This is a genomic window from Pantoea sp. SORGH_AS_0659 (assembly GCF_031453915.1).
Lineage (GTDB): Bacteria > Pseudomonadota > Gammaproteobacteria > Enterobacterales > Enterobacteriaceae > Pantoea > Pantoea leporis.
In genome coordinates, this window is record NZ_JAVJAK010000001.1 from 2904287 (window position 1) to 2924814 (window position 20528).

At 55.3% G+C, this 20528-nt stretch carries 20 protein-coding genes; 8 read left to right on the forward strand and 12 right to left on the reverse strand.

Annotated elements, in window-relative coordinates:
- Positions 1-140: 140 nt before the first annotated feature.
- The 5 genes from Q3H59_RS13715 to mntR all read right to left on the reverse strand — a co-directional run bounded on the left by Q3H59_RS13715 (position 141) and on the right by mntR (position 6068).
- Positions 141-1670 (reverse strand): efflux transporter outer membrane subunit, encoded by a 1530-nt coding sequence (locus Q3H59_RS13715; protein WP_101761008.1) that lies wholly within the window; start codon positions 1668-1670, stop codon positions 141-143.
- Between the two features lies 1 nt (position 1671).
- The gene (locus Q3H59_RS13720; protein WP_110865813.1) at positions 1672-3240 is read right to left on the reverse strand and encodes a DHA2 family efflux MFS transporter permease subunit; all 1569 of its coding nucleotides are present in this window, start codon (positions 3238-3240) and stop codon (positions 1672-1674) included.
- On the reverse strand, positions 3237-4364 hold the full coding sequence (locus tag Q3H59_RS13725; RefSeq protein WP_176970930.1) for an HlyD family secretion protein: 1128 nt from the start codon (positions 4362-4364) through the stop codon (positions 3237-3239). The genes Q3H59_RS13720 and Q3H59_RS13725 overlap by 4 nt, the downstream gene beginning before the upstream one ends.
- Before the next feature lie 115 nt (positions 4365-4479).
- Positions 4480-5589: an SLC13 family permease gene (locus Q3H59_RS13730; RefSeq protein ID WP_137385455.1), complete on the reverse strand. Its 1110-nt coding sequence runs from the start codon at positions 5587-5589 to the stop codon at positions 4480-4482.
- A gap of 20 nt (positions 5590-5609) precedes the next feature.
- Positions 5610-6068 carry a manganese-binding transcriptional regulator MntR gene (gene mntR / locus Q3H59_RS13735; protein ID WP_101761012.1) on the reverse strand — a complete coding sequence of 153 codons (459 nt, stop codon included), beginning with the start codon at positions 6066-6068 and terminating at the stop codon, positions 5610-5612.
- A 201-nt stretch (positions 6069-6269) separates the two neighbouring features.
- On the opposite strand from mntR, the gene Q3H59_RS13740 reads away from it, so the two are divergent.
- Positions 6270-6464 carry a hypothetical protein gene (locus tag Q3H59_RS13740; protein ID WP_192413929.1) on the forward strand — a complete coding sequence of 65 codons (195 nt, stop codon included), beginning with the start codon at positions 6270-6272 and terminating at the stop codon, positions 6462-6464.
- Between the two features lie 141 nt (positions 6465-6605).
- Here the strand turns inward: Q3H59_RS13740 and ompX are convergent, their stop codons facing one another.
- A complete protein-coding gene (ompX, locus tag Q3H59_RS13745; protein ID WP_101761014.1) occupies positions 6606-7118 on the reverse strand; it encodes an outer membrane protein OmpX in 513 nt (170 codons plus the stop codon).
- 379 nt (positions 7119-7497) lie between these two features.
- Here ompX and rhtA point away from each other — a divergent pair, with 379 nt between their 5' ends.
- The 6 genes from rhtA to ybiO all read left to right on the forward strand — a co-directional run bounded on the left by rhtA (position 7498) and on the right by ybiO (position 14202).
- The gene (rhtA, locus tag Q3H59_RS13750; RefSeq protein WP_192413931.1) at positions 7498-8406 is read left to right on the forward strand and encodes a threonine/homoserine exporter RhtA; all 909 of its coding nucleotides are present in this window, start codon (positions 7498-7500) and stop codon (positions 8404-8406) included.
- Positions 8407-8703: 297 nt separating this feature from the next.
- The gene (gene dps, locus Q3H59_RS13755) at positions 8704-9207 is read left to right on the forward strand and encodes a DNA starvation/stationary phase protection protein Dps (protein ID WP_036620516.1); all 504 of its coding nucleotides are present in this window, start codon (positions 8704-8706) and stop codon (positions 9205-9207) included.
- 322 nt (positions 9208-9529) lie between these two features.
- Positions 9530-10276: a glutamine ABC transporter substrate-binding protein GlnH gene (gene glnH / locus Q3H59_RS13760; RefSeq protein WP_036647919.1), complete on the forward strand. Its 747-nt coding sequence runs from the start codon at positions 9530-9532 to the stop codon at positions 10274-10276.
- 85 nt (positions 10277-10361) lie between these two features.
- Positions 10362-11021 carry a glutamine ABC transporter permease GlnP gene (gene glnP, locus Q3H59_RS13765; RefSeq protein ID WP_007887744.1) on the forward strand — a complete coding sequence of 220 codons (660 nt, stop codon included), beginning with the start codon at positions 10362-10364 and terminating at the stop codon, positions 11019-11021.
- On the forward strand, positions 11018-11740 hold the full coding sequence (gene glnQ / locus Q3H59_RS13770) for a glutamine ABC transporter ATP-binding protein GlnQ (protein ID WP_110865810.1): 723 nt from the start codon (positions 11018-11020) through the stop codon (positions 11738-11740). Before glnP ends, glnQ begins: the two co-directional genes overlap by 4 nt.
- A 185-nt stretch (positions 11741-11925) precedes the next feature.
- Positions 11926-14202 carry a mechanosensitive channel protein gene (gene ybiO, locus Q3H59_RS13775; protein WP_309835373.1) on the forward strand — a complete coding sequence of 759 codons (2277 nt, stop codon included), beginning with the start codon at positions 11926-11928 and terminating at the stop codon, positions 14200-14202.
- A gap of 2 nt (positions 14203-14204) precedes the next feature.
- Here the strand turns inward: ybiO and rlmF are convergent, their stop codons facing one another.
- Positions 14205-15131, reverse strand: a complete 927-nt coding sequence (rlmF, locus tag Q3H59_RS13780; RefSeq protein WP_309835374.1) for a 23S rRNA (adenine(1618)-N(6))-methyltransferase RlmF — start codon at positions 15129-15131, stop codon at positions 14205-14207.
- Between the two features lie 127 nt (positions 15132-15258).
- Between rlmF and Q3H59_RS13785 the strand changes: the two genes are divergently transcribed.
- A complete protein-coding gene (locus Q3H59_RS13785; protein ID WP_110865807.1) occupies positions 15259-15888 on the forward strand; it encodes a flavin reductase family protein in 630 nt (209 codons plus the stop codon).
- Between the two features lie 33 nt (positions 15889-15921).
- Here the strand turns inward: Q3H59_RS13785 and hutH are convergent, their stop codons facing one another.
- Genes hutH through Q3H59_RS13810 form a run of 5 tightly spaced genes read right to left on the reverse strand, consistent with a single transcriptional unit; the run spans position 15922 to position 20519 of the window.
- Positions 15922-17403: a histidine ammonia-lyase gene (gene hutH, locus Q3H59_RS13790; RefSeq protein ID WP_277974688.1), complete on the reverse strand. Its 1482-nt coding sequence runs from the start codon at positions 17401-17403 to the stop codon at positions 15922-15924.
- Positions 17400-18194: an ABC transporter ATP-binding protein gene (locus Q3H59_RS13795; protein ID WP_101761021.1), complete on the reverse strand. Its 795-nt coding sequence runs from the start codon at positions 18192-18194 to the stop codon at positions 17400-17402. Before Q3H59_RS13795 ends, hutH begins: the two co-directional genes overlap by 4 nt.
- A gap of 1 nt (position 18195) precedes the next feature.
- Positions 18196-18924 carry an ABC transporter permease gene (locus Q3H59_RS13800; RefSeq protein ID WP_101761022.1) on the reverse strand — a complete coding sequence of 243 codons (729 nt, stop codon included), beginning with the start codon at positions 18922-18924 and terminating at the stop codon, positions 18196-18198.
- An 11-nt stretch (positions 18925-18935) separates the two neighbouring features.
- A complete protein-coding gene (locus Q3H59_RS13805) occupies positions 18936-19655 on the reverse strand; it encodes an ABC transporter permease (protein ID WP_101761023.1) in 720 nt (239 codons plus the stop codon).
- A 12-nt stretch (positions 19656-19667) separates the two neighbouring features.
- Positions 19668-20519, reverse strand: a complete 852-nt coding sequence (locus Q3H59_RS13810; protein WP_309835379.1) for a transporter substrate-binding domain-containing protein — start codon at positions 20517-20519, stop codon at positions 19668-19670.
- Between the last annotated feature and the right edge of the window lie 9 nt (positions 20520-20528).

Genomic DNA, 20528 nt, shown 5'->3' on the forward strand with positions numbered 1-20528 from the left:
ATGGTAAGCAAGGATTAATGGTGTAACGTAAAACCTGTTTTCATCACGGATTATTATATTGCCCGGGATGAGAGAAGAATCTCATTTTTTCATATCGTGCCGATAAAAAAAGCCGGTGTTTAACCGGCTGCTAAGGGAAATTAATGCACTTCCGTTGCGGGACCAAACACAGAATAGTCCGGCAAATTGACGTTTTGATAAGGTTCCCAGCCACCGCCCAGCGCTTTATATAACGCCACTAAATCAAGTGCACTTTGCATCCGCGCCTGCGTCGATTGCGCTTTAGCTTGCGCCAGTTGTCGCTGCGCATCTAATACATCGAGGAAGGTGGAAATACCCTGACGATAACTGTCGCTGGCCAAATCAAATGCACGTTGCAGTGCGCCGGTGGTTTCATCCAGCGCTATAACCTGCTGCTGATCGGCGCGATAACTGACCAACGCGTTCTCCACATCCTGCAGCGCAGTTAATACCGTTTGCCGATAATCAAGCGCCGCGCTGGCTTGCTGCGCGCGCGCCAATTTTACGCTGGACACTAAACGGCCGCCCTGAAAAATTGGAATCGACAGCGACGGACCAACGCTGAAGAAGTGGCTGCTCCAGTCATCCAGATAGCTGGCATCGGTATTTCGCACGCCCAGTTGCCCGGTGAGCGACAAGCTGGGGAACAGCTCGGCAACGGATACGCCAATATTCGCGGTCTGCGCATGCAGTGTGGCTTCAGCCTGGCGAATATCCGGACGTCGCCGCGCCAGCGTCGACGGAATGCCCACCGGCACCAATTTCGGCAAATCAGGCAGCGGTTTTTTGTTCATCAGTTCGTTATCCAGTGCGCCCGGTGTTTTACCCAGTAGCACCGCCAAACCGTTCATTGCCTGCAACTGCTGCGCCTGATATTGCGGCAGCTGCGCATTCAGCGAGGCTAATTGCGCGCGGGCATTTTCCACATCCGTGGTCGGCGCTAAGCCGTTTTGCTGCTGGCTTTTTGTCAGTTCCCAGGTTTGCTGCGCGACCTCAATTTGCTGCTGCAAGGTCGCCAACACCGCCTGCGAACCGCGCAATTGCAGATAGGCGCGCGCCACTTCGGCTTCCAGCGAGACCAGCGCATCGTTGCGTTGTTCTATGGCCGCCTGCTGCTGCGCATCCGCAGCTTCCATCTGGCGGCGTACTTTGCCCCACAGATCCAGCTCCCAGCTGGCGTCAAAGCTGCCCTGATAAAGGGTGACAGAATGGTCTAAACCGTTCAGCTGGCTGGCGACATCGCTATCAACCTGGTCATAAACGCCGTTGGATTTCAGCAAGCCTTTTAAACCGAGCTGCTGACGGGTCACTTTTGCCGAGCCGTTAAGCGAAGGGAATAACCCACCGCGCGCCTGCGCCAGCTGCTCACGCGCCCCGGCAATACGCAGCACCGATTGTTGCAGCGTTAAGTTGCCGGCAATAGCGCGCTCAATCAGGCTATCAAGCTGCGGATCGTTAAAGCTTTTCCACCACAGCGGATTGGTTGCTGCCGCCAGCGGCTTAGACGCTTGCTGTGAAGGCAAATCATGGTAACCGCCCGGCGTGTGCGCCTGCGGCGGCTGATAATCAGGTCCTACGGCACATCCGGCCAGCAACAGTGACAGCGCCAGCAACGTCAGTGACGGCGTAGAGCGCGAAAACTTACTCATTTTAATGTGCTCCTGCACTGCCTTCGCTCTTGATCGGCGAAAGCAACCAACAAAATGGAATCAATAGCAACGCCACGATACTCAGGCCCGTAAATACGTCGATGTACGCCAGAATACGGGCCTGCGCGATCATCTCCTGGTAGAGCTGCCCGCTCGCCAGCACCAGCGGATCGCCCACTGCGGTGGTGAAATTACGGATCGAATCAGCCCAATGCTGCAGCGTGAGATTGTAAGGCTCATTGAGCGGCGACATGTTGTGCACCATGGTGGCCGATCGCGTCTGCATGCGTTCGGTAATGCCCGCCGTCGACAGCGAAATTCCGATCGAACCCGCGACGTTACGGAACATGGTGAACAGCGCCGACGCATCGGCGTTTAATCGCTGCGGCACGGTGATGAACGCAATGGTGGTCAGCGGCACAAACAGGAAGCCAAGGCCAATCGACTGCGCGCTGCGCATTAACACCAGCGTGGTGAAATCAACGTTGGGCGTAAGCCGGGTGGAATAGAAGAAGGCGCTGGCAAGGCAGGTGAAGCCGAACGCGATGATGTAGCGCGTTTGCACAATCGGCATCAGCTTCAGCACGATGGGTATCGTCAGCACAATCAATATTGCGCCGGGCGACAGCACCAGCCCCGACCAGGTTGCGGTGTAACCGAGATCCTGCTGCGCCAGTTGGGGAAGTACCACCGAACTGCCGTACAAAATCATCGCCATGCCCGCCATCAGCAAGCCCGCCACCCAGAAGTTACGATCCTTCATTACGCTAAGATCGACCACCGGTTTGCGGGCATACAGCAGCCAATAAATGGCGCCGATAATGCCTATCACCGCCAGCATGGCGAACAGGCGAATGAAGTGCGAGGCAAACCAATCTTCATCTTCGCCACGATCGAGGAACACCTGCAGACAGCCAAGCCCCAGCGTGATCAGGCTGATGCCAATGTAGTCGATCTTCAGGCGGCCTTTATCCCACTTGCGCTCCCACGGCGGATCTTCCAGCAGCTGGTAAATTGCCATTACCGTCAAAATACCGACTGGAATATTAATGAAGAACACCCAGCGCCAGCTGTAGTTGTCGGTGATCCAGCCGCCGAGCGTCGGACCAATCACCGGCGCGACGATAATCGCAATCGACGATAGACCAAAGGCTTTGCCGCGATCTTCCGCTTTGAAGTAATCGAGCAGCACCGATTGCTGTACCGGCTGCAATCCGCCGCCAAAAAAGCCCTGCAGGATGCGGAACAGAATGATCTGCCACAGCTCCGTCGCGATGCCGCACAGGAAGGAGCAGATGGTGAACATCACGATGCAAATCAGGAAGAACTGCTTGCGGCCAAACAGGCGGCTGAAGAACGCCGAAATGGGCAACACGATGCCGTTCGCCACCAGATAAGAGGTTAAAACCCAGGTCGATTCGTCGTAGCTGGAGGAGAGCGAACCGGCAATGTGTGGCAGCGCGACGTTAACGATGGTGGTGTCGAGGATCTCCATAAACACCGCCAGCGTCACCGTAATGGCGACCAGCCACGGATTGCTGGCCGGACGCCAGCTTTCGCTCGCACTCATTCCACTGTGACCTTCGGCTCAACCGACAAGCCCAGCGGCAGCGGATGATTGGGATCCAATCCTTTATCGATAACGATTTTCACCGGCACGCGCTGCACGATTTTCACGTAGTTGCCGGTGGCGTTTTCCGCCGGGAAGGTGGAGAAGCGGGAACCGGATCCCATCTGGACGCTATCAACATGCCCTTCCAGCTTCATATCCGGCCAGGCATCAACACTGATTTCCACTTTATTACCCGGCTTCATGCGCGCCAGCTGTGACTCTTTGAAATTGGCATTAATCCAGATTTCAGGCGAAACCAGCGAGAACAGCGCGCTGCCAGCCTGCACCAGTGTGCCGAGTTGCACGTTACGCTTGGTGACAAAGCCATCGTAAGGTGCGCGAACCTGGGTATAAGAGAGATTCAATTCGGCGGTGTTGAGCTGCGCCTGCGCCTGCTCAACCTGCTGCTCACGCGCTTCCACATTGGTTTCCTGCTGGCGGATTTGCAGCTTCACCTGAGAAGCCACTTCAACCTGCGCCTTAGCGCTTTGCAGTTGCGCTTCAGCCGAACGCAATTGCGCGGCGGCGGTATCAATATTGCGCTGTGAAGTGGCACGGGGATCAACACCGCGCTGGCGACGATAATCGGCCTGGGCGTTGAGCAAATTGGCCTGCGCTTTGGCCTGATCGGCGAGAGCTTGATCGCGCTGTGCCGGATACTGCACGCGGGACAAGGCTAACTGCGCCTGCGCCTGATGCAGCTGCGCCTGGGCCAGACCAAGCTGGGCTTTAGCCTGATCGCGCTGCGCTTCACTGTCGCGCGCATCGATCTCCACCAGCAAATCGCCCTGCTTCACGCGCTGGTTATCGCGCACCAGCAGCTTGACCACATATCCGGCCGCTTTCGGCGCGATGGTCACCGCATTGCCTTCGGTAAAGGCATCATCCGTGCTTTCGATATTGCGCGTGGTGAGCCAAAACCATAATCCCACCACGATCATAATCACCACCACAATGGCGAGAAAAATCAGTGGCTTCTTTCCGGGACGTTTACGTTCTGGTTCGTTGTTATCTTGATGGGTATTGGCGGTTTTTTGCGGATCCTGCTGATCGCGTTCAGACGGTTGATTCTGGTTTTCCATAATTTTTCATCGTAGGCAGTTGTCCCGATTCCCGGGCAAAAACGGTCAACATAACCTTAGATGGGAAATTGACAAATGCCAATGCAACTTTACATAAGCCGACATTGGCACGGTGCTAACGCATGAGGTGTAACAGCAGCCATCCGCCTAACATCGACCAGGCCAGCATCGGGATAGAAAACAAGTGGAAACGCCACCAAACGCGCGCGTCCTGCGCCATCCGCAAGGCAATCAGGTTGGCGAGCGAACCCGGCAATAAGCCAAATCCGCCGATATTCACCGCCCACGCCAGCACCTCCGACGGTGGCACTTTCTGCAAAAGCAGAATGGTGGCGGGAACGTTACTAATGAATTGCGACAAGCCAATCGCCAGCAAATAGATTCCGCCCTCGCCTAGCTGACCAATAGCGGCAAAGTGCGGCTGCAGCCAGGACAAATGCATCAACAGGAAGACATCGATAAACATCGCCACGAACACCAGCAGCAAACTCCAGTCGATGCTGATCAACACGCTGCGCGCCATGATCAGGAAACAGGCCGCCACCAGCAGCAGCGCCCAGCCGGTCATTTTCAGCTCGAGCGCGACGATAAATACGATATACAGCAGCACGCTAATCGTGAACAACGGTTTGCGCCACGCCTGAGTTTCACTCTGCTCATGCTTTTGGATCGCGCGCGCCGGGAAACTCCACCAGGTTAACGCCATCAGCGAAAGCAGTAAAAATGCCGCCAGCGGCGCCATCTGCGCAATGAAACCGGGCACGCTAAGCGTGCCGTGACTCCACAGCAGAATGTTTTGCGGGTTACCAACCGGCGTCAGTAAGGAACCCGCGTTCACTGCCAACGCTTCGAAAATGATCAGGCGCGAAATGGGCAGCCGCGAGAATTTACGCAGCGTCAGCGTGAGCGGCACCAGAATAAACAGCGCAACATCGTTGGTGAGAAAAGTTGAGAGCAACGCGGCGGCGCACACCATGAATAACGCCAATGCGCGTTCATGCTGGAAACGCTGAATCAGACGTGCGCCGAGCACATCAAAATAGCCGCTGTTTTCCAGCCCTTTGGTCAGCATCAGTAAGCCGGTGAGCGTCATGATGGTATGCCAGTCCACAGCGGAAGGCAGTTGCGACCAGCGGAAATTCGCCAGCGGCAACATGATCACACCCAACAGCAACAACAAATGCAAAATACGATCGCGCATAAAAGAACGAAGCAGATTGGGCATGATGGCGGAAGGCCTTGTAGTTAGCGATTCTCGTAGAATTTCTGGAACACGGCCAAAGTTTCATCACTAACGTGATGCTCCAGGCCTTCTGAATCACGGCGCGCGGTTTCCGGGCTAACGCCCAGCGCCAACAGGAAAGTTTCAACAATATGATGGCGGACGCGGCTCGCTTCAGCCAGCTTCTCGCCTTCGGCGGTGAGGAATACACCGCGATACGGCACTTGCTCAACCAAACCGGTGGTGCCAAGACGCTTTAACATTTTCGCCACGGTCGGCTGGGAAACGCCCAAACGGGCAGCCATATCCACCTGACGCGCTTCGCCAAATTCACGAATCAAATCAGAGATTAATTCAACGTAGTCATCGATCAGCTCACGACGATGCGCCTCGCGCACCTGACGAAATCCTTCGACATGCTCCTCTATCTCTTTTAGCGGGCCCTGGGGCATGTTGGTGGCGATTTTTGCACGACGACTCATCTAACTTCCTCTTTATTATCTGCCGCACTTTACCTGCGGTGCGGGCTGGCTGCGCCCATTGTAAACCAGGCACAAATAAGCACAAATTTTTCCTAAATAGTGTTGGCTAAAGAGTATAGCCAGTGCTATCTTTGTTGATAATGTAAGCGAATAGCTTATAAAGGCTACAAAGAAATGTCGTCATTCACTCGGGAGGTGAACATGACTACCATGAAAAACTGCCTCGACTGTGGCAAATGTTTCCAGGCTGAACAAAGCAAACCGATTTTTGAGCTGAAATCGCTGCTGTGCCTGTTGACCCGCTCGCCGTTTGCGCTGCGCTTGATGCTGATTGAAAAGCTCACCGGCAAACAGCTGGTTGAACGTCCGTGCCCAAAACTGATCTGGCGCGGCTAATGTTCCCGACGCATACAAATTCCAATAAAGCCCGCTCATGTAGCGGGCTTTGTGTTTCTGGCGGCAGGTAAATCGTTAATCGCGCCCATAAAAAAACGGTCCCGAAGGACCGTTTATTGTGCAACTGGTCTAAGCAAGAACTTAGAAGCTGTAACCTACGCCAGCAATCCAGGTGCCAACGTCAACGTTGCGGATACGGCTCTGCTCGTAACCCACGTCAACAGCGATGTTTTCGATTGGGTTGAACTGCATGCCCGCACCGTAAGAGAAACCGTAGTCGCTTGAATCAGACTTAGAACGTACTGAATTGTCGTTCTGCTGGTATTTACCGTAACCCACACCAACAACACCGTAGATGCTCGCCCAGTCGTTCAGACGGTAAGCAGGACCACCGGTGATGCCGTAGTACTGAGCTTTGTTATAAGCGCCAGCATCAGTACGATCTTTTTCGGTATAGGTGAAAGAACCGATCCAACCCAGTGGGTTAGTACCGTCTTCGTAACGATATTTCAGGTTGAAGCCGTTTGCTTTGTTAGCAACGCCTTGATAATCGCTCTGAGCGTAACCACCGGTAACGGTGCTTTGTGCCATGGCAGAACCTGCAGAAACTGCAAGTACACAAGCCAATGCTGAAAGACATGCAATTTTTTTCATAACCACCTCAAATGTGAATATACTTCTCTCCTGACAACGCTCTAAATATAACAAAAAACAGCAAGAAACTCTGCCCGCATTTTGTTGTCTAACAGATTGTTTGGTGTAACAGAAAGTTAATGAAGTTTCCTATGTCATTCATTTTACTTATAAAAAGCATCATATTCCTGCAACATAAATAACGATCACAAAAAATGCCTTTAAGTAAATTCCTAAACTAACCTGACGTTTCTTTACGGAAATGGCACTAAAAATGGCCAAATTCTGACCTGCCAGCGCGTTTTATTTCCCCGATTCGCGTCTCCTTATTTGCCTGAGATTCCATTACACTGAGCGCTTGTTGCTCTGCTGTTAATAAATAAAAGGAATGGATTACAGGATGTCTGCGCCTCTGACGACCAAAAATATGGCCCCAGTGTTGTTCCCTGTTGCTGTGCTGCTGATTGCCATGCTCTCACTACAGGGCGGCGCTTCACTGGCAAAATCGATGTTTTCCACCGTTGGCGCCACTGGCATTACCGCGCTGCGTCTTGGTCTTGGCACCCTGATTCTCTGCATTATCTTTAAACCCTGGCGTTTGCGCTTCACGCGCGAGCAGCGCAAACCGCTGCTGATGTACGGTTTAGCGCTGGGCTGCATGAACTATCTCTTCTATTTAGCGATTCGCACCGTGCCGCTGGGCGTTGCCGTCGGATTGGAGTTTTTGGGTCCGCTGACTTTGGCGTTGATCGGCGCGCGTCGTCCGCTTGATTTTCTTTGGGTGTTGCTGGCGGTGGCGGGTTTGTGGTTCCTGTTGCCCATCGGTGAAGGGATGAGTCATATCGATCCACTCGGTGCGTTGCTGGCGGTAGGTGCGGGTGCCTGCTGGGCGGTGTATATCCTTGCAGGACAGCGTGCCGGCGCGGAGCATGGTCCGGCGACGGTGGCGATGGGTTCGCTGATTGCCTCGGTGATTTTTGTGCCGCTCGGCCTGACCTTTGCCGCGCCGGGCATCTGGCATTGGGAAGTATTGCCGCTGGCACTGCTTATCGCCCTGCTCTCCAGCGCCATTCCCTATTCTTTAGAGATGATGGCGCTGACACGACTGCCAGCACGCATTTTTGGTACCTTAATGAGTCTGGAACCGGCGATGGCGGCGTTATCAGGCATGTTATTCCTGGGCGAGCTATTGACGCTGAAGCAGTGGATTGCGCTGCTGGCGATCATCATCGCCTCGGCCGGTTCAACGCTCACCATGAAACAAAAAAGCGCAAAAATAAGCGAAGTCGACATTACGCATCCGCAATAAATATTCAATAATTCAGCCTGCTGCGCGGCAGGCTAAATATAGAAGCATTCTCATTATCATTTTTAACGCGGTATTAAGATTTTTCCGTTATTATTTTGCAACACGTTTAATAAATAATTAACATGCCTCACAAGCATCTGTTTTAACTGAAATAATCATCAAGATGCACAATCCCTGAGCAATATTAAGGTTTATCTATTCCTGTCATTGATTTAATCAACCCTGCAAGTTAAAAAACTGCTGCTATACTTATTTCCGTGCTTGATTAGGACAACCATCAATAAGAGGACATTAATGATGAGTACCGCAAAACTGGTTAAAACTAAATCGTCTGATCTGATTTACACCCGTAATGACGTCGCTGACAGCGATAAAAAAGCGACCATCGAGGTGCTCAACCGTCTGGTAGTGGAGTTTATTGACCTGTCGCTGATCACCAAGCAGGCGCACTGGAACATGCGTGGCGCCAACTTTATTGGCGTACATGAGATGCTGGATGGTTTTCGTACCGCCATTACCGATCACCAGGACACTATCGCTGAACGTGTAGTTCAGTTAGGCGGCGTGGCGCTGGGTACCACTCAGATCGTTAACGATAAAACACCACTGAAAAGCTATCCGTTGAACATTCATAGCGTGCAGGATCACCTGAAAGCGCTGGCCGATCGCTATGCGATTGTGGCGAACGACACGCGTAAAGCTATCACTGAAGTCAGCGATGAAGATACCGCTGATATCTTCACTGCGGCATCGCGCGATCTGGATAAATTCCTGTGGTTTATCGAATCGAATATTGAATAAATTTCAGTGTTATAACGAAGGCGGGTTATCCCGCCTTTTTTTACGTCTGTAACATTGTGGTGCTTTTTTTGACGTTGTTAACATTTCCTTAATCCCTTCTTTCGCTCTCCCTGCCCTTGGTGCACACTGTGCCTGCACCACAACAGCACCACGCACCAAAATGAAGCACCAATATGGTGCAAAACTTTTCCTCTGCGCAAAATCGTGTCAGCAAGTGCTTAAAACTACTGATTTCGAGCAAAATGAAAAGTTGGCATAATTTTTTCATATGATAGGCCGTACATCGGGCCACCAGGCCTGAGGGGTAATAAGGAAAAAAATGATGAAGTCATTGATTAAAGTCTCCGTGGCCGCGCTGGCGCTGGCCTTCTCGCTTTCCTCCACCGCAGCAGACAAAAAACTGATCGTCGCAACTGACACCGCATTTGTTCCCTTTGAGTTCAAACAAGGCGATAAATACGTCGGTTTTGACATCGATCTGTGGGATGCCATCGCGAAAGAACTGAAACTCGATTACGCCTTCAAGCCAATGGATTTCAGCGGCATCATTCCTGCGCTGCAAACCAAAAATATTGACCTGGCGCTGGCGGGTATCACCATCACCGAAGAACGTAAAAAAGCCATCGAGTTCTCTGACGGCTACTACAAAAGCGGCCTGCTGGTGATGGTGCGCGAGAATGAAAAAGACGTTAAAAGCATTGACGATCTGAACGGCAAAGTGGTGGCGGTGAAGAGCGGCACCGGTTCGGTGGATTACGCTAAAGCGCACATCAAGTCTAAAGACCTGCGCCAGTTCCCTAACATCGACAACGCGTACATGGAGTTAGGCACTAACCGTGCTGACGCCGTGCTGCACGATACGCCGAACATCCTGTACTTCATCAACACCGCCGGTAAAGGCCGCTTCAAAGCGGTTGGCGAGTCAATTGAAGCGCAGCAGTATGGCATCGCGTTCCCGAAAGGCAGCGACGACCTGCGTGAAAAAGTGAACGGCGCCCTGAAAACTCTGCGCGACAACGGCACTTACAACACCATCTATAAAAAATGGTTCGGTACTGAACCAAAATAATTGCGGCTTGCGCCGATTTTTCCAGCAGGGAGCCTGACACTCCCTGCTTTTTACATTTCCACGCAACAGATTTTGGAGTCACACCATGGAGTTTGACTGGAGCGTCATTTGGCCTGCCCTGCCGATTTTAATCGAAGGCGCCAAAATGACCCTGCTGATCTCGGTCCTCGGCCTGGTCGGCGGTTTAATTATCGGTTTAGTTGCCGGTTTTGCCCGCGCCTACGGCGGCTGGATCACCAACAACATCGCCTTAGTCTTCATCGAACTGATTCGCGGTACGCCAATCGTGGTTCAGGTAATGTTTATCTACTTCGCCCTGCCGATGGCTTTCCCGGATCTGCGTATCGATCCGTTCAGCGCGGCGGTGGTCACCATCATGATCAACTCCGGCGCTTATATCGCGGAAATCACGCGCGGTGCGGTACTGTCGATTAATAAAGGCTTCCGTGAAGCGGGTCTGGCACTGGGTCTGTCGCGCCGCGAGACCCTGCGTTATGTGATCATGCCGCTGGCCCTGCGCCGTATGCTGCCACCGCTGGGTAATCAGTGGATTGTCAGCATCAAAGATACGTCGCTGTTTATCGTGATTGGCGTGGCCGAACTGACGCGTCAGGGTCAGGAGATCATTGCCGGTAACTTCCGCGCGCTGGAGATCTGGAGCGCCGTTGCCATTATCTATTTGGTTATTACGTTGGTGTTGAGCTTTGTGCTGCGCCGTATTGAGAAAAGGATGAAAATTCTGTGATTGAATTTAAAAACGTCTCGAAGAATTTCGGCCAGACTCAGGTTCTGCACAACATCAACCTGAAGATTAATCAAGGCGAAGTAGTGGTGATTATCGGACCGTCCGGTTCCGGTAAATCCACGCTGCTGCGCTGCATCAACAAGCTGGAAGAGATCACCACCGGCGAGCTGGTTGTCGATGGCATGAAGGTCAATGATCCGAAAGTGGATGAGCGACTGATTCGTCAGGAAGCGGGCATGGTGTTCCAGCAGTTCCATCTGTTCCCACAGATGAGCGCGCTGGATAACGTCGCCTTTGGTCCGATTCGCGTGCGTGGTACGAAGAAAGAGGAAGCGCATAAGCTGGCGCGTGAGCTGCTGGGTAAAGTGGGCCTTGCCGAGCGTGCACACCACTTCCCGTCTGAGCTTTCCGGTGGTCAGCAACAGCGCGTGGCGATTGCGCGTGCGCTGGCGGTGAAACCGAAGATGATGCTGTTTGATGAGCCAACCTCAGCGCTGGATCCCGAGCTGCGTCACGAAGTACTGAAAGTGATGCAGGATCTGGCGGAAGAAGGCATGACGATGGTCATCGTGACGCACGAAGTCGGTTTCGCCCAAAAAGTGGCTTCGCGTCTGATCTTTATCGATAAAGGCACCATCGCAGAAGATGGTAACCCGGACGATCTGATCACCAACCCGCCGAGCGACCGTCTGCGCGAGTTCCTGCAGCACGTATCCTAAGCTCTGCCATTAAACCGTCGCCCATTTTCGGCGGCGGTTTTTTACATGCAGCATTTGTAGCGGCGCGATTTATCGCGCCACTACGGCAGGTACCACGATTCAATTTTCCTTTTCAAAATCTTCACCTTCCATCACTGACTATACTTCTCTCTTGTGCCGCTGCGCGAAGCTAAAGGAGAAAAGCGATGTCGTCTGCCAGCCCACCATGGCGTTCAGCCGTGTGGTTACTCTTCAGTTTTTTCACTCTGTTTCTCATTCCCCCGGCGCAAGCCGTTAATCTGCCGCAGGCGGCCGTCGCAGCACAGCAGTCGCAAACCCCGGCAGCGGATAATAAAGCCGAAGACGAACCCAGCTTAGACGAGAAAAAAGCCGCCTATGCCGCGCTGGCGAATATTCTGGATAACAACGCCTCGCGCCAGGAACTGATCGATCAGTTACGTCAGGCTGCCAACAGCCAATCCACCAGCGATCAACCGGTGCTGGCGCCGCCGCAGGCCAATCAGGACGATCTCACGGTACTGGAGAGCGTCACCAGCGTAACGCGTGAATATGGCGGCGCGGTGGCCGCGCAGTTTGTGCAACTGCATGACAACATCACCAATGCGCCACACAAATCCTTTAACCAGCAAACCTTCTTCAACGCGCTGAAATACTTCGCTGCGCTCTCCGCCGCGGTGTTTGCATTTTACTGGCTGACACGCCGCCTGATGTGGCCGGTGTGGCGCCGCATGGGCCGCTGGGGACGCGATCAAAACCTTGAGCGCACCAAGTGGCTGCACTTGCCCGCCACTATCTTGATGGCCTTTGTGCTCGATATTGTGCTGCTAGCGCTGACGCTGTTTGTCGGTCAGATCATCAGCGACAACTATCACAACAACAACCGCACCATCGCCTATCAGCAAGGCCTTTTCCTTAACGCCTTCGCGCTGATTGAGTTCTTTAAAGCGGTGCTGCGGCTGATATTCTGCCCGCGTTTCCCTACGCTGCGCTTCTTCCACTTAACCGATGCGCGCGCCAGCTACTGGAACACGCGTCTGAGCTGGCTAAGCGGCATCATCGGTTACGGTTTACTGGTGGTGGTGCCGATTGTCTCCAATCAGGTGAATATTCAGGTGGCGGCGCTGGTCAACATGCTGATTATGGGGATCATGACCGGCTGGGCGCTGTGGCTGATTTTCCGCAACAAAAGCAACATCCATCATGAACTGTCGCGTCTTGCCGATCGCAGCTTGAGCTTCTTTGCGCTGTTCATCCGCGCCTTTGGCATGGTGTGGCACTGGCTGGCCAGCGCCTACTTTATCGCGCTGTTCCTGTTCTCGATCTTCAATCCCGGCGACAGCCTGAAGTTTATGATGTCCGCCACGGTGCGCAGCCTGGCGATCGTGGTTATCGCCGCGCTGATTTCCGGCATGCTGACGCGCTGGATTGGCAAAACCGTCACGCTGTCGCCCGACATGCGCCGCAACTATCCCGAGCTGCAAAAGCGCGTGAACGATTGGGTGAAAGCGCTGCTGAAACTGGCGCGCGTGGTCACGGTGTTTGCCACGCTGTTGCTGCTACTCAACGCATGGAATCTGTTTGATCTCTGGCACTGGCTCACGCTTGGCGCCGGCCAAAAAATGGTGGATGTGCTGATTCGTATCGTGATCATTGTGCTGCTGTCGGCAGTCGGCTGGACGCTGCTGGCAAGCCTGATCGAAAGTCGCCTCGCCTCGGATTCGCACGGCCGCCCCATGCCGAGCGCACGCACCCGCACGCTGCTGACGCTGTTTCGTAACGCGCTGGCGGTAGTAATAAGCACCATCACCATTATGATTTTACTGTCGGAAGTGGGCGTGAATATTGCGCCGCTGCTAGCCGGTGCCGGTGCGCTCGGTCTGGCGGTATCATTCGGTTCGCAAACGCTGGTGAAAGACATCATCACCGGCATTTTTATCCAGTTTGAGAACGGCATGAACACCGGTGATTTAGTCACCATTGGCCCGATCACCGGCACCGTAGAGCGCATGTCGATTCGCTCGGTGGGCGTGCGTCAGGATACTGGCGCGTATCACATTATTCCGTGGTCATCGATCACCACCTTCGCCAACTTTGTGCGTGGCATCGGCTCGTTCGTGGCGAACTATGATGTGGATCGCAGTGAAGATACCGAACGCGTTAACCAAACGCTGCAGGGCGCGGTGAAAGAGCTGCTGGAGAACCCGGAGATTCGCGGCATGGTGATTGGCGAGCCGAGTTTTGCCGGATTAGTGGGATTAACCAACCAATCCTTTACCGTGCGCGTGTCATTCACCACCCAGCCGCTGAAGCAGTGGACGGTACGTTTTGCGCTGGATGATAAGGTGAAGAAGCATTTTGATGCGGCCGGCATTAAAGCGCCGCATCAAACGGTAGCAGTGATGCAAACCGGCAGCGATATTCCCTCCGCTGCCAGCTTACCGGCGTTGCCGCCGGCGCAATGAGGTTAGCGTTTCAGCCGTTTGGCGCGCGTCACCGGCGGCTGGAACGTCCAGGCAATAAAGCGGCTCTGCTTCTGCCCTTGCGCCATTTCAATGATGCGCACTTCATAAGCATCGAGATCGCGCAGTTGGTCGCGCAGCGCCGGTAAATTCTCTTTGCGCGAGACCAGCGAGGTGAACCAAATAATGGCGTCTGAGTGCGTCACGCTTTCAGCGATCATTTGACCAACGAACTTGCGCTCGCCGCCGTCACACCACAATTCGTTGTGATGGCCACCAAAATTGAGCGGCGCATTTTTGCCTAAGCCAAGGTTGCGCGTTTTGCGCTGACCCACGCTGGCCGCCTCTTCCGCAGATGAATGGAAAGGCGGATTGCACAGCACCGCATGATAGCGTTCATTCTTATGCACCACGCCGGCGAAAATCGCCGAGGCCTCTTTTTGCCGACGCAGACGCACGCCGCGCTGCAAGCCCGGATTACTCGCCACAATCTGCCCGGCCACGGTAATCGCTTCGGCGGTGATATCGGTGCCGGTGAAGCGCCAGCCATATTCGGCGTTGCCAATCAGCGGATAGATGCAGTTCGCGCCGCAGCCGATATCCATTACATCCAGATCGCGTGGAACCACGCCACCGTTGTCGCTCGCCAGCAGATCGGCCAGCGCATGCACGTAATCGGCACGGCCCGGCACCGGCGGCGTCAGATAACCTGCGGGTAGCTGCCAGTTGAGGTTGTAGAACAGCTTCAGCAGCGCCTGATTCAGCAGCATCACCGCTTCAGGATCGGCGAAATCCACCGACAACTCGCCGTAGCCGTTGGGACGCACTTTCACCGCCAGCGGCGGATGGGCTGCGGTCAGAGCAGCAAAATCATAACGGCCCTGGTGGCGGTTACGCGGATGGAAAGGTGACGTGGCGGCTGGCTTGTTCATAGTTTCTCCGGAAAATAGCGCGGGCGTAAGATACTCTGGCTAGCGGCATCGCACAATGCGCTTAATCGAATTCACCGTATTAGATGAGATTAGTGCACCACACTCAGGTTCTCTTATAAGGATGGTTATGACTCGTCAGCGTTACTCTTATCAGCCCCGCGCTGGACACGGTTTGCCGCACGATCCGTTGAACGCCATCGTCGGCCCTCGCCCAATCGGTTGGGTCAGCTCGCAAAGCGCCCGCGGCGTACGCAATTTAGCGCCCTACAGCTTCTTTAACTGCTTTAACTATCATCCGCCGATTATTGGTTTTGCCAGCAGCGGCTGGAAAGACAGCGTACAAAATATCTCAGAGACCAAAGAGTTTGTCTGGAATCTGGCCACGCGTCCGCTGGCCGAGGCGATGAATGAGAGCTCCGCATCGGTGCCGTCAGAACAGGATGAGTTTGCGCTGGCGGGATTAACGCCGCTTGCAGCGTCACACGTCAATGTCAGCATGGTGGCGGAAAGCCCGGTGAATTTTGAGTGCAAGTTGACGCAGTTGATTCAGTTGCAGGATGCCCAGGGCCAGCCGATTGATAGCTGGCTGGTGCTGGGCGAAGCGGTCGCCATTCATATTGATGAAGCCCTGCTGGAAGAGGGTATTTATCAAACGGCCAAAGCGCAGCCGATCCTGCGTGCCGGAGGCCCGTCGGCCTATTACGGCATCAGCGAAGAACTGCGTTTCGATTTGGTACGGCCGGACGCTCGCCGCTGATCCTTGGTCAGGTCGCCGTAAATGGCGACCATGTTACAAACCGCTCTTCAACACCTCTACCGCCCGCGCGATCTCCGGTGCCAGCCACCGGTCTTCCTGCCAGTTGGCAACCACCGCGCGCAAGCGTCGCAATGCCTGCGCCGTTCCCTGCGCCAGCTGCTCTTCGCCGTGGAAATCCAGCGCCTGCGCCGCCAGCAGATACTCGATCGCCAGAATCTGCCACACGTTGCCCACCAGCTTCAGCAGCTTCAGCGCCGCGCCGGTGCCGAGGCTGAGATGATCCTCCTGCAAACCCGAGGTCACATAGTTATCCAGCACCGCCGGCTGCGCCAGCTGGCGATTCTCCGCACAGAGTGACGCCGCCACATACTGCGCAATCATCATGCCGGAGTTAACGCCCGGCTGCGCAACCAGAAACGCCGGTAAGCCGCTCACCAGCGGATTGACTAAACGATCAAGCCGCCGCTCAGCGATGCTGCCGATTTCCGCCATGGCAATTGCCAGCAGATCCGCCGCCATCGCCACCGATTCGCCGTGCGGGTTAGCCTGCGACACTACGCGCCAGTTATCCGCCGTGCCGAGCACCAGCGGATTATCGGTGCAGGCATTGAGTTCGGTTTCAATCTGGCGCGCCGCGTGATCGAACTGATCGCGGCTGGCACCATGTACATGCGGCATGGATCGCAGGCTGAGCGCATCCTGAGTGCGAATGCCAACGCTGGTCGTCAGCAGCGGGCTATCACTCAGCAATGCGCGTAAGCGCTGACCGCTCAGCTGCATGCCCGGACTGGCTTTCAGCGCGATCACTTCGGCATCAAAGGCCACCCGCTGTCCACGCAGCGCCTCAAAACTCATCGCACCGGTGACATCGGCCCAATCCAGCAAACGCGCCGCATCATCCAGCGCCAGGCAGGACAAGCCGGTCATGCACGGCGTGCCGTTGACCAGGCTCAAACCCTCTTTGGCCCCCGGACGATAAGGCTGTAATCCCGCCAGCGTTAACGCCTGCGCCGCGGGCATGATCTGGTTTTGATACTCCACGTCGCCGACACCAATCAGCGCCAGGCCGATATGCGCCATATGACTGAGGTAGCCGACCGAACCCTGCGACGGCACCTGCGGCGTAATCTGCTGATTGAGCAGCGCCAGCAGATGCTGCACCAGCGCTACCGACACGCCCGATTTGCCGTGGCTGTAATTGGCAATCGCCGCGCACAGAATGGCGCGCGCCTGCTCCCGCGTCAGTAGCGGCCCCACGCCACAGGCGTGGCTTAGCAGCGTATTGCGCGACAGCTGGCTGAGCTGATCTTCCGGCAGCGTGATGTTGCACAGCGCGCCGAGGCCGGTATTGATGCCGTAAGCGATCTGGCCGCTGGCGACAATCTCATCGACAATCGCGCGCCCCTGCGCAATGCGCTGCCAGGCGCTGACGCTCAAACTGAGTTCCGCGTTGTGCCGCGCCACCTGCACCAGCTCTTGCCAGGTTAATGGGCTGTCGCCCCATACAATGGTCATGCTGGCTGCTCCGCGCCGTGATGGCTGGAGATAAACTGCTTAAAGCGCTGCGATCCCTGGGCGCCAAACATCTCTTCCGGCGCGCCCTGACAATCAATGGTGCCCTGATGCATAAACACCACGCGGTTGGAGACGTTGCGCGCAAAGCCCATTTCGTGCGTCACCACCAGCATGGTGCGCCCCTCTTCCGCCAGGCTGCGCATCACTTTCAGCACTTCGCCCACCAGTTCTGGATCGAGCGCCGAAGTCGGTTCATCAAACAGCATCACTTCCGGATCCATCGCCAGCGCGCGGGCAATCGCCACGCGCTGCTGCTGGCCGCCCGAGAGCTGCGCCGGGTAGAAATCTTTGCGATTGAGTAAGCCAACGCGATCCAGCAATTGCTCTGCCTGGGCGATGCAGCTTTTCTTGTCGCGCTTCAGCACATAGTGCGGCCCTTCAATGACGTTTTGCAGCACCGTCATGTGCGACCAAAGATTAAAGCTCTGGAACACCATGCCAAGGCGTGAACGCAAACGCTCAATCTGTTTCGGATTGGCCGCCAGCTGATGGCCGCGCGCATGGCGTTTCATCTCAATGGTTTCGCCGCCGACACTCACCACGCCAGCATCCGGCGTTTCCAGCAGGTTGATGCAGCGCAGCAAGGTACTTTTGCCCGAGCCGCTGGCACCAAGAATCGAGATGACATCGCCTTGATGCGCCTGTAGCGAAATGCCTTTCAGAACTTCCATCGCGCCAAAGGATTTATGGATATCAGTGGCGGATAAGGTAACGGGTGATGTGGAATGCATATTACTCTCCGGCAAGCGGTTTAACGGCGGGCATCGGCTTTTTTGCGACACGATGCGCCGGGGTCAGACGGCGCTCTAACAGCGCGTATAGCTGGACGATAATAAAGTTGAGGATCAGGTAGATCGCCGCCGCACAGACAAACACCTCCATGGTGCGATAGGTACGCTGAATGATCTGCTGCGCCACGCCAGTCACGTCCCACACGGTGACGAGGCTGGCGAGTGCGGTGGACTTCACCAGCAAAATCGCTTCGGTGGAATACGCCGGCAGCGCATAGCGCAGCATGATCGGCGCGATAATGCGGCGCAGCAGCAGCCAGCGTGACATGCCGCAGGCGAGACCGGCTTCCACTTGTCCAGCCGGCACGGCGAGCAGCGCTCCACGCAAAATCTCAGCGGTGTAAGCTGCCGTACAGAGTGACAGCGCCAGTACCGCGCAGATAAATGGCTCGCGCAGGAACGGCCAGACGAAGCTGTGGCGGATGACGCCAAACTGGCCAAGACCGTAATAGATGAGAAACAGCTGAATCATCAGCGGCGAGCCGCGAAACACCAGAATGTAGCCGCGTGCGAAGCCGCTCAGCACCCGCCAGCGGCTCATGCGCAGTGACAAAATGCCAATCGCCAATATGCCGCCGCAGAGAAAGGCGCTGATAAACAGGCCAAGCGTCACCGGCAGCGCGGCGCTCAGTTTGAGGAAGGTATCCGAGAGAAAAGCGAAGTCGATCATGCTGCTGCTCCTTAATGCTGCGCCGCAGTGCGACTTTGCCACGCGCGACCAAGGCGCGACTCTGCCCGACGAAACGCATGATTAGACACCAGCGTCAGCACCAGATAACAGGCAGCGCCAACCAGATAAAACGTGAAGTAATCGCGCGTGGATCCCGCCGCAACCTGGCTGGCGCGCATCAGCTCGACGATGCCGGTGACCGACACCAGCGCCGAGTCTTTCAGGCTCATCTGCCACACGTTCGACATGCCCGGCAGCGCGTAACGCACCACCTGCGGCAGCAGAATGCGTTGCGCGATGCGCCAGCGCGGCATGCCAATCGCCACCGCCGCTTCCACTTCGCCTTTGGCCAGCGCCAGACGCGCCGCGCGATACACTTCACCCTGATACGAACCCGAGATGAGCCCGATGGCCAGCGCCCCAATCAGGAACGGCGGCGCTTCGATAAAGCCATCTGCGCCGAACATCTGCCCAACCAGCGTAATCAGGCCGGATCCACCAAAATAGAACAGGTAGATCACCAGCAGTTCCGGGATGCCGCGAAACACCACCGAATAGCCTTCACCCAACCAGCGCAGCCAGCGCTGAGGCGATAATTTGGCGGCCGCCACACCGGAACCGACCACCGCACCAATCATCAGCGCCACCAGCGACAGCAGCAGCGTGGTGCAGGCGGCGCTCAGGATCAGCCGGCCCCAACCATCAGCACCAAAACTCAGCAGGCTCATCATCTTTCACCTCACTTACGGAGTTACGTCAGTTTTAAACCACTTCTCACTGAGCTTTTTCACCGTGCCGTCAGCCAGCGCGGCATGGATCGCTTCATCGAGCCTGGCTTTCAGATCGTTATCCGCCATGCGTACGCCCATCGCTTCGCCCTCGCCCCAAATTGGACCGCCGAGCTGTGGGCCGCTGAAGACCAGATTGTTGTTCTCTTTGCGCGCCAGCATTGATTGCGCAAAGGTCACGTCATCGAACACCGCATCGATACGACCGGATTGCAGATCGAGCATCGCGTCCGCCGAAGAAGTGTATTCGCGTACCTCGGTATCGCCTTTGAAGTACTTGTCGATAAAGGGCGTGTAAACCGTGCCGGAAGCGATACCAATGGTTTTACCCTTCAGCGCCGCTTTCAGTGGGGCAATTGCCGCGTTGATCGCTTTCTCATCGTCATGCAGCTTGATGATGTTGTGATCGGCCGGCAGCAGCGGATTGTCTTTAGTGGTGATAAAGGTGGCGGGCGTTGAAGCGTATGGCGTGGTGAAGTTAACCACTTTTTTACGATCTGGCGTGATGACAATCGCATCCATGATCACGTCATATTTTCCGGCGTTGAGGCCGGCGATCATGCCGTCCCAGTTCTGCACCACCAGCTTGCACTGAATGCCCATGCGCTTGCACAGGTCTTCCATCAGTTCCGGTTCAAAGCCGCCCAACTTGCCGCCCGGCAGCGTCAGGTTCCAGGGTTCATAGCTGCCTTCGGTAGCGATGGTGATCGATTTCCACTCTTTCGCCTGGACGGCAATGCCGCTGATCATCAGGCTGGCAAACAGGGTCGTGAGGCAAAAACGGCGAATCGGGGAGCGGTGCGTCATGCGGCATCT

What these genes read in the sequence shown, in the direction of transcription:
- Q3H59_RS13715 (WP_101761008.1), bottom strand. Translation starts at nt 1,670, where the DNA reads ATGAGTAAGTTTTCGCGCTCTACGCCGTCACTGACGTTGCTGGCGCTG.
- Q3H59_RS13720 (WP_110865813.1), bottom strand. Translation starts at nt 3,240, where the DNA reads ATGAGTGCGAGCGAAAGCTGGCGTCCGGCCAGCAATCCGTGGCTGGTC.
- Q3H59_RS13725 (WP_176970930.1), bottom strand. Translation starts at nt 4,364, where the DNA reads ATGGAAAACCAGAATCAACCGTCTGAACGCGATCAGCAGGATCCGCAA.
- Q3H59_RS13730 (WP_137385455.1), bottom strand. Translation starts at nt 5,589, where the DNA reads ATGCCCAATCTGCTTCGTTCTTTTATGCGCGATCGTATTTTGCATTTG.
- mntR (WP_101761012.1), bottom strand. Translation starts at nt 6,068, where the DNA reads ATGAGTCGTCGTGCAAAAATCGCCACCAACATGCCCCAGGGCCCGCTA.
- Q3H59_RS13740 (WP_192413929.1), top strand. Translation starts at nt 6,270, where the DNA reads ATGACTACCATGAAAAACTGCCTCGACTGTGGCAAATGTTTCCAGGCT.
- ompX (WP_101761014.1), bottom strand. Translation starts at nt 7,118, where the DNA reads ATGAAAAAAATTGCATGTCTTTCAGCATTGGCTTGTGTACTTGCAGTT.
- rhtA (WP_192413931.1), top strand. Translation starts at nt 7,498, where the DNA reads ATGTCTGCGCCTCTGACGACCAAAAATATGGCCCCAGTGTTGTTCCCT.
- dps (WP_036620516.1), top strand. Translation starts at nt 8,704, where the DNA reads ATGAGTACCGCAAAACTGGTTAAAACTAAATCGTCTGATCTGATTTAC.
- glnH (WP_036647919.1), top strand. Translation starts at nt 9,530, where the DNA reads ATGAAGTCATTGATTAAAGTCTCCGTGGCCGCGCTGGCGCTGGCCTTC.
- glnP (WP_007887744.1), top strand. Translation starts at nt 10,362, where the DNA reads ATGGAGTTTGACTGGAGCGTCATTTGGCCTGCCCTGCCGATTTTAATC.
- ybiO (WP_309835373.1), top strand. Translation starts at nt 11,926, where the DNA reads ATGTCGTCTGCCAGCCCACCATGGCGTTCAGCCGTGTGGTTACTCTTC.
- rlmF (WP_309835374.1), bottom strand. Translation starts at nt 15,131, where the DNA reads ATGAACAAGCCAGCCGCCACGTCACCTTTCCATCCGCGTAACCGCCAC.
- Q3H59_RS13785 (WP_110865807.1), top strand. Translation starts at nt 15,259, where the DNA reads ATGACTCGTCAGCGTTACTCTTATCAGCCCCGCGCTGGACACGGTTTG.
- hutH (WP_277974688.1), bottom strand. Translation starts at nt 17,403, where the DNA reads ATGACCATTGTATGGGGCGACAGCCCATTAACCTGGCAAGAGCTGGTG.
- Q3H59_RS13795 (WP_101761021.1), bottom strand. Translation starts at nt 18,194, where the DNA reads ATGCATTCCACATCACCCGTTACCTTATCCGCCACTGATATCCATAAA.
- Q3H59_RS13800 (WP_101761022.1), bottom strand. Translation starts at nt 18,924, where the DNA reads ATGATCGACTTCGCTTTTCTCTCGGATACCTTCCTCAAACTGAGCGCC.
- Q3H59_RS13805 (WP_101761023.1), bottom strand. Translation starts at nt 19,655, where the DNA reads ATGATGAGCCTGCTGAGTTTTGGTGCTGATGGTTGGGGCCGGCTGATC.
- Q3H59_RS13810 (WP_309835379.1), bottom strand. Translation starts at nt 20,519, where the DNA reads ATGACGCACCGCTCCCCGATTCGCCGTTTTTGCCTCACGACCCTGTTT.